At 48.1% G+C, this 12,708-nt stretch carries 9 protein-coding genes; 6 read left to right on the top strand and 3 right to left on the bottom strand.

Going from position 1 to position 12,708, the window contains the following annotated elements; translation table 11 throughout:
• Positions 1 to 65: 65 nt before the first annotated feature.
• The 5 genes from asnS (at position 66) to Q366_RS00880 (ending at position 7,482) form a co-directional block, all read left to right on the top strand.
• Positions 66 to 1,445 carry an asparagine--tRNA ligase gene (gene asnS, locus Q366_RS00900; RefSeq protein WP_035235489.1) on the top strand — a complete coding sequence of 460 codons (1,380 nt, stop codon included), beginning with the start codon at positions 66 to 68 and terminating at the stop codon, positions 1,443 to 1,445.
• 274 nt (positions 1,446 to 1,719) lie between these two features.
• Positions 1,720 to 2,307, top strand: a complete 588-nt coding sequence (locus tag Q366_RS00895; RefSeq protein WP_051957742.1) for a hypothetical protein — start codon at positions 1,720 to 1,722, stop codon at positions 2,305 to 2,307.
• Between the two features lie 116 nt (positions 2,308 to 2,423).
• Positions 2,424 to 3,755, top strand: coding sequence for a type II toxin-antitoxin system HipA family toxin YjjJ (gene yjjJ / locus Q366_RS00890; RefSeq protein WP_035235486.1), 1,332 nt, complete (start codon positions 2,424 to 2,426; stop codon positions 3,753 to 3,755).
• Positions 3,756 to 3,837: 82 nt separating this feature from the next.
• Positions 3,838 to 4,902: a magnesium/cobalt transporter CorA gene (gene corA / locus Q366_RS00885; RefSeq protein WP_035235484.1), complete on the top strand. Its 1,065-nt coding sequence runs from the start codon at positions 3,838 to 3,840 to the stop codon at positions 4,900 to 4,902.
• 6 nt (positions 4,903 to 4,908) lie between these two features.
• A complete protein-coding gene (locus Q366_RS00880) occupies positions 4,909 to 7,482 on the top strand; it encodes a mechanosensitive ion channel family protein (protein WP_051957741.1) in 2,574 nt (857 codons plus the stop codon).
• A 25-nt stretch (positions 7,483 to 7,507) separates the two neighbouring features.
• Here Q366_RS00880 and Q366_RS00875 read toward each other — a convergent pair whose 3' ends face one another.
• The 3 genes from Q366_RS00875 to Q366_RS00865 all read right to left on the bottom strand — a co-directional run bounded on the left by Q366_RS00875 (position 7,508) and on the right by Q366_RS00865 (position 11,489).
• Positions 7,508 to 7,735 carry a type II toxin-antitoxin system Phd/YefM family antitoxin gene (locus Q366_RS00875; protein WP_035235481.1) on the bottom strand — a complete coding sequence of 76 codons (228 nt, stop codon included), beginning with the start codon at positions 7,733 to 7,735 and terminating at the stop codon, positions 7,508 to 7,510.
• A 154-nt stretch (positions 7,736 to 7,889) separates the two neighbouring features.
• Entirely contained in the window at positions 7,890 to 9,068 is a 1,179-nt protein-coding gene (locus tag Q366_RS00870; RefSeq protein WP_035235479.1) for a thiolase family protein, read from the bottom strand.
• A 12-nt stretch (positions 9,069 to 9,080) separates the two neighbouring features.
• Positions 9,081 to 11,489, bottom strand: a complete 2,409-nt coding sequence (locus Q366_RS00865; RefSeq protein WP_035235476.1) for a 3-hydroxyacyl-CoA dehydrogenase/enoyl-CoA hydratase family protein — start codon at positions 11,487 to 11,489, stop codon at positions 9,081 to 9,083.
• Positions 11,490 to 11,665: 176 nt separating this feature from the next.
• Here Q366_RS00865 and Q366_RS00860 point away from each other — a divergent pair, with 176 nt between their 5' ends.
• Positions 11,666 to 12,706 (top strand): hypothetical protein, encoded by a 1,041-nt coding sequence (locus Q366_RS00860; RefSeq protein WP_035235473.1) that lies wholly within the window; start codon positions 11,666 to 11,668, stop codon positions 12,704 to 12,706.
• Positions 12,707 to 12,708: the final 2 nt, after the last annotated feature.

Here is a 12,708-nt window from a genome sequence, read left to right as displayed (position 1 = left end):
TATTCTAATCTTTACATTACTTGTTTGAAAATCAGTAAATATATATTTTTAAAACGGAAATTGCAATGAAAAGAACCAAGATAAAGGCAGTGCTGGAGATGGCCAACCCACCGGGTGAGGTTTTTGTACAGGGATGGGTCCGGACCAAAAGGGATGCCAAGGATTTTAGTTTTATTGAGCTTAATGACGGTTCCTGTCTGGCCAATATCCAAGTCATTGCCGGAAACGATCTTTCTGAATACAACCAGGTGGAAAAACTGACCACCGGTTCTGCAGCCGGCGTAACCGGACAGCTGGTGGAATCTCCCGGCAAGGGCCAGAAATGGGAAATCCGGGCCACTGCCGTGGATGTTATCAGCATTGCGCCGGAAAATTATCCGTTACAGAAAAAACGGCATACAGACGAATTTTTGCGCAGCATTGCCCATCTTCGGCCCCGGACAAATAAATACGGGGCTGCTTTCAGGATCAGATCCCGGATGGCCCAGGCCATCCATACCTTTTATCTGGACAAGGGATTTTATTATCTTCACTCCCCTTTGATCACAGGCTCTGATTGCGAGGGCGCAGGAGAGATGTTCCGGGTTACAGGTCTTGATCCGGCTGATGTTCAAAAACAGGGGAAAATGGATTTTTCCAGGGATTTTTTCGGGCGGGAAGCCAATCTCACCGTATCCGGCCAGCTCTCTGCCGAAATGTTTGCCCTTTCCCTGGGCGATGTCTATACCTTCAGCCCGGCCTTCCGGGCGGAAAATTCAAACACCCGGCGCCATGCCGCAGAGTTCTGGATGCTGGAACCGGAAATGGCCTTTTGTGATCTTGACGGCGATATGGACCATGCCGAGGAGCTGGTTAAATACCTGGTTGGGCATGCCATGGATCATTGCCGGGAAGATCTGGACCTGTTCATGCATTTTGTGGACAAAACCCTGGGGCCGCAGCTGGAAACCCTGGTCAGTAAACCCTTTGCCCGTCTGCCTTATACCCAAGCCGTGAAAATTTTAAAAAAATGCGGCAAAACATTTGAATATCCGGTTGCGTACGGCATTGATCTGCAGTCTGAACACGAGCGGTTTCTGGCTGAAGAACATTTTAAGACCCCGGTGTTTCTCACGGATTATCCAAAACAGATCAAACCCTTTTACATGCGCATGAACGATGACGGCACAACCGTGGCCGCCATGGATCTGCTGGTGCCGGGCATCGGCGAGCTCATCGGGGGCAGCCAGAGGGAGGAGCGCTTAGGCCCGCTGGAAGCCCGGATGGATGAGATGGGCCTTGATAAGGATGCCTACTGGTGGTACCTGGATTCCCGCAGGTTCGGCACCGTGCCCCACGCCGGCTTTGGCATGGGGTTTGAGCGGTTTTTGATGATGATTACCGGGATTTCAAATATCCGGGATGTGATTGCTTTCCCGAGAACCCCGGGTTCCATTGATTTTTGATCAATGCTTGAATATAATCCTAAAAATTAGGAACAGATTATCCCCGTTGAAAAATTAAGATACCTGACCTTTTTGACCATAAGCATTTGTTTTCAAAATCGTCAATTTTATGACAGTCCAGTTTAAAATTTGAAAGATTAATTCAAGAATATCCCCAGCTATCCGATGTCACAACTAAATACAATAGATTAAGGTTGTTTTGGGTATACTAGTTGCATAGCTCTAAAATAAATCAAAAAGAGTGTATTTAAACTGTATGTTAAAGGAGAATGTCATGAAAAAAATGATTTGCCTTGTTGCTGTGTTGCAATTGCTTTTTATATGTTCCTGTTATTATAGGGCCTATGCCCCCAATACAGCTGGCCGTAGCGTAATTGAAGAAAGCAAGCCGTTGGATAATGACCGTGTTGTAGTGTTTAAAGTTACTGGAAAAGGCATGGCTCCAGAGACTGCTGTACGGCGCGGTGAAGCAATGATTTTAGGAGAAAGGGCAGCAGTGTTAGATGGATACAGATTGCTTTTAGAAAAACTGAGAGGCGCTTTGATAGACACATACTCCAAAAGAACGGGTGTTGATGTCACTATGGATACAATATCCTCGCATGCCCGATCCTATCTAAAAGGCGTTGAGATTTTGGAAACAACGGTTGATGAGTATGGCGTTTGCCACGTAGACATGCAGGTCAGAGTATTTTTTGCCTACAACAATGAGTTAATATGGTGGCCATCTGGACTAAGTACAAGCATCACACCTTACCCTGCAGCAATATACGAAGCAAGAATTGCCCCATCACATTATGTTCGTTGTCAAAACCACCCGTGGTGCGAAGGTTACTACTATTACCAAAACCCAAGTCATTAAAAAATTAGGGCTCATGTCGCGTTTAAGGGTTTTTTGTTGTCAATTTTTTTATAGATATTTTTTGGCAAAATAGTTTCAAAAAGAAAGATCTGACTATATTAGTCACTATTTCAGTTATGCCACTATCAATTATAGAATATTTGGAACGAGGCCCTTCAACTTCGAAAGAGATCCAGGCAGCGACAGGCCTAAGTCAGACTACCATTGCACGAAAGATTAGAAAAATGGAAGATCAGGTCATCGCTATCCCTGAAGGGCGCACAGTCAGATATGCGGCAACGTGTAACGCATTTAACAATGGAAATAATATACCATTGAGTATTGTTGATGAAGTTGGCAAACCACACTTAATTGCCCATATCCGCCCATTGATTCATGGCGGATACTTTGTTGAACCTATTAAAAATATCCCATCTTTATTGCTTGGTGAGAGTCGAATAGGTTTGTATGATGATCTGCCTTATTTTCTTTATGATCTGCGGCCACAAGGTTTTTTGGGGCGGCAGGTTGCTAAACGGATTGCATCCCGATGTGATGATTTTCCATCAGATCCAAGAAACTGGAATAGCAATCACATTGGTCGATATCTTATTTCAAATGGTGATGATCTCCCGGGTAACTTTATATTCGGTGATCGTGGTTTGATTGGGGCCGGACCACAATTTTTACTTGCCACAGAAGAGGATTATCCTGATCTTGCCCAGAAAGCGATACAAGGGGAGATTGCAGGATCATCTGCCGGCGGTGAACAATCTAAGTTCACAGCATTCAATAAGAATTCCCAATGCCATGTAATTGTAAAATTTTCACCCAAAGACAATAATGAAATTGCTGAGCGGTGGCGCGATCTCCTAATCACTGAATATCACGCTGCTGTGGTGCTTAATGAACGGATCTTTTCAGCTGCGGTACCAGGCCTGATTGATATAAATGGTCGTCTGTTTTTGGAATCTCAACGGTTTGATAGAATCGGCACACTTGGACGCAGCTCCATGATATCCCTTCAAACGATTGACTTAGAATTTACCGGTCTTGGGAGCAACTGGCCAAGGGTTATGAAAGGCTTGCTGGAAAAAAACTTAGCAATCCGTGAGGATCTTTTTTATGCAGAATCTTTATGGTGGTTTGGACGACTTATAAATAATTCTGACATGCATTTAGGAAATTTGAGTTTATCGATACATAACGATAGGTTCAGGTTATTGCCCATTTATGATATGTGCTCAATGGGCTTTGCCCCTAAGAGCAGTGGAGAAGTGTCTCCTTTTATTTTTGACCCTCCAGATCTGGATAGTATCGGTTTACCTGAAGATCAGCGCGGGATGGTAATAGAGGCTGCCTATGAATTTTGGGAAAGAGTTTCAATGGATAGTAAAATTTCTGATCAATTCGGGGCATATTTACAGGAAGGCAATCCTGTTGGGCATTTGATTTCAACCCGGAAATGAACCGGATGAAACCGGTTATTTTCAATAGTGACGGCGGTGCATCAAATTTAGAATCAATAGTGAATTGAATGGAAGGTCTACCATGCCCAGGTTTTTTAGGAAATCAGAAAAAAAAGCCGGATCTCCGCCAGGCCTGCAGATTGAGACTCGGGCTGCTTTGGGCACAGGGTCTGATATCTGTGTTTTAAGCTATTCTAAAGATTCGCTTGAAACATACTACCCCCCGGACATTGACGCAGCCCTGCCTTTGATTCAAAAAGAAAAAACCACATGGATTCAGGTGACCGGCATACATGATCATTTTGCCTTTTCAAGGATGGGTGAGTTATTCAATATCCATACCCTGACTCTGGAGGATATGGTTAACCCGGCCCACCCTCCCAAATTTGAAGATTTTGACAACTATTATTATGTCACACTGAAACAACTGGCCTTTGACCCCAGGAATCATGAGATATCAGAGAATCAGGTCAGCCTGGCTGTCATGGATAACCTGGTGATTTTTGTCCAGGACAAACCGTCCCCCTGTCTTAGAGCAGTGGAGAAAAGACTTGAGGCTGGAAGGGGAAACATACGCACGGCCGGTCCCGGTTACCTGGCTTATGCCCTGATTGATGCTGTTGTTGACCAGTCTTTCGATGTGGTAGGACAGATTGTGGAGACCGTGGAATCTGTTGAACGTGATATGCTCGAAAATTTAAATCCCGATCACCTTGAGCAGATACACCGGCTGAAGCGTGAGGTGATCTTTTTCAATAAGCAGCTCCGGCCGGTACGCGGGGCATTGCTCAGTTTGATAAAATCCGAATCCCCGCTTGTTCCCGATGCCACCATCCGTTTTTATGCGGACATTCTGGATCATGTCAATCATATTCTGGATGCGGTCAGTTCCCTTCAAGAGATTTTGTCCAGTATGCTTGATTTTTATATGTCAGCCCAGGGCAACCGTATGAATGAGGTCATGGCCACCCTGACCATTATCTCCACCATTTTCATCCCCTTAAGCTTTCTGGCAGGAATTTACGGGATGAATTTTAAATTCATGCCTGAACTTGAGTGGCAGTGGGGATATTTCGCTTTATTGGGGGGCATGGCAGCGATAGGCGGTGCAATGGTTGTATATTTTAAAAAGAAAGGGTGGTTCTAGAAAAATATGGCATTACATAAAACTGTAGCAAATTTAACTATTCTATTTATTTTTAGATTTTTTGTGATTCTGTTTGCCGGAGTGACTGTTTTCAGCGGATTTTCTGCTGCTTTTGCCGAACCTGGCCAGGACTCGGCATCCCAGTTGATTGATGAACTGGGTACGATCCTTGAGAAATCCCTGAATGCCGAACTCAGTGACCTTGAAAAATATAAAAACCGTATAACAAACGAAGAGCAGGACCAGGTGTCCCTGACAGCGGCATATAACGGGTACCGAGTCCAGTTGTCCTCTTTCCGGAATGTGCTGCTGGCCGAGGATGTTGATGTTGCCCAGCTCCAGAAAAGCAGGGCAGAACTGAAAACCGCCATGATTGACGCCCAGAAGCTGTTTCAGGAGCTGATTCCGGGAGAAGAGGCCCTGAAACAGGAGCTTGAACATCTGGATAATCAAAAGCTTCTTGTTGACAAACAACAGGCGGAACTTGCCAGTGTTAAAGAGAACACCGTTTCCGGTGGCAAGTCCCTGACCATTAAAAAGACGGCAACCCGTCTGGCCCGGGTACTCAAGGAAAAAAAGGAGCTGGTGTTCCGGCTGGATCAGATATACACGGAACGTCTGGACAAGCTGGCGGAAATAAAGGAAGCGTATACAACCCTGGATGCACAATTTGAAAAAACCATTGAACAGAAAAAAGCAAAAGGGTTATTTGAGCGCACAAAAAAGGAAGCGCGATTTGTTGCGCTTAATACGCTTCGGCAGGATTCCAAGACCCTGATTGAACGAATCGGCCTGGTTTTTGATCCCCAGTTCTGGGTCGTGGGGATTCAAAAGCTGTGGCAGAACGCGGAACTTCTGGCGGTATCATTTTTCTTTGTCCTGGCCGCTGTGCTTGTTATTCTGAGGCGGCTCAGAAAAGAGGCTTCGGGGTTAACGAATCTGCCTGTTGTGCAAACGCTTGGCGTCTGGCATCAGATGGCCTCGGATTTACTGGTCATGACCATCATCCCGGCCGGGACTGCCCTGACTATTTTTCTGTACAGTCGTCTGGACCGGATGCTTCTGGTGTCCGGACTTTTTGGGAAGGCTGCCCTGGTGATAATGATTCTGCTTGGGTGTAAATGGATCTGCCGGGCGTTGAAAACAGTTTTTACTGATGTCGTGGGCGGGGAAGCCAATGCCCTGAATCTGATCCGTTTCACCCGTTCTGCTGCTGTTTTTATTCTTGTCCATGGGCTGGTACACGCCGTTTTGGAACAAAGTTCGGGTTTGCTGATCCTGCTGCGCATGACAGGTACATTTATCATGCTTGTCTGGACCCTTAAAACCTGGCGGGATATCAATTTCAATACACTTCAGTCCCGGGGGAAAAATCATCAGGACAGAAATCAGCTGATCCGGCTTCTGACCACCAAATATGCGATGCTTCTGATTTCCGGTGTTTCTCTCATGCTGGACATGACCGGTTATGAACTGCTTGCCGCCCACTGGATACTTTCCTGGATTCAGAGCCTTGTGGTTTTTTTCTGGTGGGCGATTCTTTTTCATCTGTTCCAGGAATGGGATCACTATTACAGGGAGCAAAGCCATACCAGAAAGGAAACCTTTGTTTATGACGATTATCCTGTCCAGTGGCTGGCCATCCGGGCAGGCCAGTTGTGCTGGATGGTTACCCTTTTAATTGTCCTGCTGCTGACCTGGGGTGATCCAAAGACCGTGCTGGGTCATCTGTACCAGGTTCTGGCCCTCCCCTTAAGCATCGGCAACATGCAGTTCAGCTTTTTGGGGGCGGTTAGTTCAGGGCTTGTGCTTATTTTCACCTATGCCCTGGTGCGGATATGGAAATGGCTGTTCCAGAAAAAATTTTTAAGCCGTTCAGGCATGGACCAGGGCCTGCAGGAATCCATCACAACCATCTCGGTTTATATGATCTGGGCATTGGGTCTTCTCATTGCCCTGCATGCCTTTGGGCTGAACACGGCGTCCCTGGCCGTCGCCTTTGGTGCCCTGGGCATTGGTATCGGATTTGGCCTGCAGAACATTTTCAACAATTTTATATCCGGCATTATCCTGTTGTTTGAGCGGCCCATCCAGGTGGGGGATGACGTGGAGGTCAACGGCGTCTGGGCCAATGTAAGAAAAATAAATGTCCGATCCACTATCGTGCAGACCTATGACAATGCTTCCCTGATTATTCCCAATGCCGACCTCATCAGCAACCAGGTGACCAACTGGAGTTTCAAGGACAAACGGATCCGGCGCAAAATCAGCGTGGGCGTGGCATACGGATCTGATGTGGAACTGGTGAGGACGATTTTACTGCAGATTGCCGGGGATGTCCCCAATGTCCTTGGCTACCCGACGCCGGACGTGCTTTTTACGGATTTTGGCGACAGTGCCCTGACTTTTGTGGTGCGGCTCTGGACCGATATAGACCATATGCTGGCGGTGGATACGGAGATCAGGTTCAGGATCGATAAACAGTTCAGGGAAAACAACATAGAGATCAGCTTTCCCCAGCGGGATATTCACATCCGGTCCATTGAAGGGGCTGACCGGTTTTTCAGCCCAAAAGAATGAAAATGTTCGGGGGGTATGGCCGGTATCAGTAGTGGTAACGAAGCTGGGCTATTGACTCCAGCAACCGTTTTGCGTTTTGGGGTGACCGTAAAAGATAGGCTGTTTCTTCAAGGGCTTCATAATCTTCAAGAGACATAATGACCACGGCATTTGAAGATTTTCGCGTTACAATTACCGGCGAGCGGTCATTGCATACTTTTTCCATTGTTTTGGCCAGGTTCTGCCTTGCAAATGTGTAGGATATCGCTTCCATATCAATCCCTCCTGTACATTTTGTTGTACATATTTTTATGGTCTTGTCAATCCGAAGTCAGGGCCTTGGGAAAAATAAAAGACGCTTCATGTTAAAAACCGGTTTTACCCAAAAGGCAAACCGGTTTTTTTAAACGAATTGATTTTACGTACTATCAGAGTTTTTCAAATACCGCAGCAGCACCCATGCCGCCGCCGATGCACATGGAAACAACACCATATTTGCCGCCTACTTCCCTGAGGTTGGCAATGCATGTGGCTGTCAGTTTGGCACCGGTGCATCCCAACGGATGGCCCAGGGCGATGGCGCCACCATGGATGTTGATTTTATCCATGTATTTTTCAATGCCAAGTTCCCGGATGCAATGCAGGGCCTGGGAGGCAAAGGCTTCATTGATTTCATAAATGTCGATGTCGTCAATGGTCATTCCCACCTGTTTAAGCACTTTGGGGATGGCGTATTTGGGGCCAACGCCCATTTCATCTGCCTTGCAGCCCACGGTGGTGTAACCGACCAGCCGTGCAATGGGGGTCAGACCCAGTTCCTTGCATTTTTCTTTGGAAGCGATGATGGAGGCAGCCGCGCCGTCCGTGGTCTGGGAAGAGTTGCCGGCAGTAACGGAACCGTTTACTTTGAATACCGCTCCCAGTTTGGCCAGCCCTTCCGGTGTGGAGAGCCGGATACCGTCGTCATGCTCAACAATAAAGGTCTCTTTTTTGTAGGTACCGTCAGGCTGTACAACATATTTGTAGGCCGGGGTGGGAATGATTTCAGTAAATTTTCCGTTGTCTCTGGCTGCAGTTGCTTTGGCCTGGGATGCTGCGGCAAAGATATCCTGATCTTCCCTGGACACCTTGTAGCGGCTGGCCACGTTTTCAGCAGTGATCCCCATGGATACGTACATTTCCGGGTAGGTTTTTGAATATTCCGGATGGGGCCGGGGAACATTGCCGCCCATGGGTACAAATGTCATGGACTCGCAGCCTGCACCAACGCAGATGTCCGACCAGCCCGCAGATACCCGTACAGAGGCCAGGGCAATGGCCTCAAGGCCGGATGCGCAGAACCGGTTCACCGTGGCACCGGATACCTCGTCCGGGAAGCCTGCCATTTTAGCCGCGATCCGGCCCAGGTTCAGGCCCTGTTCCGCTTCGGGGAAGGCGCAGCCCAGCATGACATCGTCAATGTCTTCGGGTTTCAGGTTAACGGTTCTTTCAACCGCTTCCTTCATGATAAAAGAAATCAGCTCTTCGGGCCGGGTCTGGTTGAACAACCCTTTCTTTTGCTTGCAGCCCGGGGTCCGTACGGATTGTACTATATATGCGTCTCTCATTATTTTGTTCTCCTAGTTTCTAAGCGGCTTCCCGGTTTTCAGCATATGGTCAATTCTGGCAATGGTTTTTTCTTCCCTGCACAAGTCCACAAACGCTTCCCGTTCCAGTTTGAGAATGGCTTCTTCACTGATTTCGCTGCCCTCATTGGCATCTCCGCCGCTTACGACATAGGCAATGCGTTTGGCCAAAAAGGCATCATATTCGCTCATGAAATTACCGTTGAGCAGGTTAAACAGCTCCGCATTGACCATGCCCTGACCGGCATTGCCAATCACTTTGAGCTTTTTTTTCAGCGGGGGAACATATCCGTCATCCACCATTTTCAGCACTTCTTTCTTGGCTTCGCCCACAAGGTTGTCACGGTTCATGACAATCCGGTCGGCAAGGCCAAGAAACCCGTTGTCCCGGGCCTGGGCTGCTGACATGGATACGGCGGCCATGGCGATTTTCATGAATGCCTGGACAAAGAATTTGGCCAGATCCACCTCTTTTACAGTTTTGCCGGGCAGGGCATTTACATATTTTTTCCACAGGTTCATGCAGCCGCCGCCGGCAGGCAGCAGGCCCACGCCGATTTCAACCAGGCCCATGAAAAGCTCGGTATGGGCAACGATGCGGTCAGCGCCCAGGCAGGTTTCGCAGCCACCACCCAGGACCATGCCGTAAGGTGCGGCAACAACAGGGAAGGGTGCGTATTTGGCTCTCTGGATGCCGGCCTGGGCTTTTGCCAGGAAGGCATCGATTTCAGTGTATTTTTTATCGTGGCACAGTTTGGATACAAAGGAGAGATCCGCACCGGCAGAAAAAGCACCGGGCATGCCGCCGGCTTCATTGCCGATAACAAGGCCGGCACCGTTTTCTTCGACATAGTCAAGGGCTTTGCCGATGGAATCAACGATCTCGCCGTTGATGGCATTCATCTTGGTGTGGAATTCAATGCAGAAAACATCATCTCCGATGTCCACCAGCGCTGCAGAGGCATTTTGAAAAACTGTTTTATTATTGCCTTTGGCAGCAGCAATGGAAACCATATTTTTGGAAACCGGAACCGCCTTGTATTCGCCTGCCGGGAAATCATAGTAGTAACGGATACCGTTTTCAAGTTTGTAAAACGATGTTACGCCCTTGGCCAGCATGTCCGTCACATTGGCCGGTACATCAAGGCCTTGGCTTTTCATCCTTTCAACGGCTTGTTCAACCCCATAGGCATCCCAGGTTTCAAAGGGACCCATCTCAAAGTTGTAACCCCATTTCATGGCGTTATCGATTTCGACGATGGTATCGGCAATTTCAGGTACCCGGTTGGCCGCATACTGGAACGCGTTGGCCTGGCATTTCCAGGCAAATTGGGCGCCCTTGTCATCACCTTTGAGTACGCAGGCAAGTTTCTCTTTCAGTGTGGCTTTTTTCCTGGCTTCGGCCAGACAGGGGAACGAGGCTCTTTCAAAGTCTTCATATTCCAGGGTGTCAACATTGAGAACCTTGCGCAGTTTTTTCCATTCCGGGGTCAGTTCTGTTTTGTAAAACCCCCCACGGGTTTTGTTGCCCAGCATATTCTTGTCTACCATTGTGGAGATAAATTCAGGCAGGACAAGTGTGTCGCGCTGTTCGTCGTCTTCGCACAGGTCATAGGAGTTCTGGGCCACATGGAGCATGGTGTCAATGCCAACCAGGTCCGTGGTCTTGAAGATGGCGGTTTTGGGGCGGCCCAGGGCCGGTCCGAACAGGGCATCCACTTCGGGGATGGTCATTTTATCTTCAAGCATGAACTTGATGCAGGCACCAATACCCTGAACACCGATTCTGTTGCCCACAAAGTTCGGGGTGTCCTTGGCCCAGACAATGCCTTTGCCCAGGTTTTTTTCACCAAACCGGGCAATGAAATCCATGACTTCGGGTTTGGTCTCAGCGCCCGGGATAAGTTCGAGCAGATGCATGTAGCGGACCGGGTTGAAGAAATGGGTGCCCATGAAGTGCTCTTTGAACTCCTGGGAAAAGCCTTCACTCATATCCTTGAGGGGAATCCCGGATGTGTTGCTGGTAACAATGGTGCCTTCTTTTCTGACCTTGGCAACCTTTTCGAACAACGCTCTTTTGATTTTCAGATTTTCCACGACCACTTCAACAATCCAGTCGCATTCTGACAGTTTTTCAATGTCATCATCCAGGTTTCCCGTGCTGATGCGCGAGGCGTCTTTTTTGCTGTAAAATAAAGAGGGATTGGACGCCAGTGCCGCTTCCATGCCGGCCTGAACAATGCGGTTTCTTGCCCCAGGGTCTTTTTTTTCTTTATCTGTTAAATCAAAAGGGACAATGTCCAGCAGCAGCACGTCAACACCGGCACCGGCAAGAAGGGCGGCAATTCCGCCACCCATGATTCCGGATCCGATGACTGCCGCTTTTCTGATCTTTCTTACCATGATTTTCTCCTCAGGTTGGGGTATAAATAATCGGAATTAATTATCCTGAATGACTATTCAGTTTTATTTACATAAATGGAAATGGATTGTCAATGATGAATCAGCTTGTAAAATAGAGACGTGTCTGATAATTTGACCTATTTTCATTGAGAATATTATTTTTTTTAAGAGCGTCCATGTACCCTATAAATGCAAAGCTGCACCCTGACTCACCTCTGAACCCCGACTCAGTTGCGCGTATGATTGCCGGTCTTCAAAGGGGAAATGGGGACATCCCCTGGCATGCCGGAGGAAAAACCGATCCCTGGGATCTTGTGGAGTCTGTGATGGGACTGAATATCGGCGGTTTTCATGACCAGGCAATGGCTGCCCTGGACTGGCTGGCCGCGCTTCAGAATGAAAACGGATCCTGGTATTCATCCTATATGGATTCCGTTCCCGCGGACCGGACCACCGAAAGCCACATGGCCTGTTATCTGGCAGTGGGGCTGTTTCACCAGTATTTAATAAAAGGAGAGGCGGCTGATCTGGAAAAATTCTGGTCAACCATGTCAAAAGGTATTGGATTTGCCTTAGATCTCCAGGCGGCCACAGGAGAGATTTACTGGGCAAGAAGCCCCGGGGGAACGGTTGATCCCATGTCCCTGCTGTCAGGCAGTTGTTCCATATTCATGAGCCTGAAATGTGCCCTGGCCATTGCCGGTATCCTTGGCCATGACCGTCCGGAATGGGAGAATGCGTTTAAACGCCTTGGCAGATCCATCAGGGAAAATATTTTTACGTATAACGTGTCCAAGTCCAGATTTTCCATGTACTGGTTTTACCCAGTACTGTCCGGGGCATTGCAGGGAAACAGGGCAGAGACACGTATTGACAGATCCTGGCATAAATATGTCATCAAGGGACAGGGATGCCGCTGCGTGTCCGACCAGCCCTGGGTTACCATTGCCGAGACCTCGGAACTGGTGCTTGCACTCCACGCCATGGGGCGTCGTCAAAAGGCTGGTATTGTTTTTTCATGGATTCATAACCGGGTGTTTGAGGATCAGACCTTCTGGTGCGGGTATACGTATCCGGATATGGTGGTCTGGCCCGGGGAGAAAATATCCTGGACCAATGCCGTGGTGTTGATGGCCGCTGATGCCCTGTACAGCCTGACGCCCGGGGCCCGGTTGTTTGACCATGATGCGTGGAACGGCTGTAAGTTTAAAATGTAAAC

Source organism: Desulfobacter vibrioformis DSM 8776 (assembly GCF_000745975.1).
Classification (GTDB): Bacteria; Desulfobacterota; Desulfobacteria; order Desulfobacterales; family Desulfobacteraceae; genus Desulfobacter; species Desulfobacter vibrioformis.
Note: the sequence above shows the minus strand (reverse complement) of the source record. Positions and strands in the feature narration are given on the sequence as shown.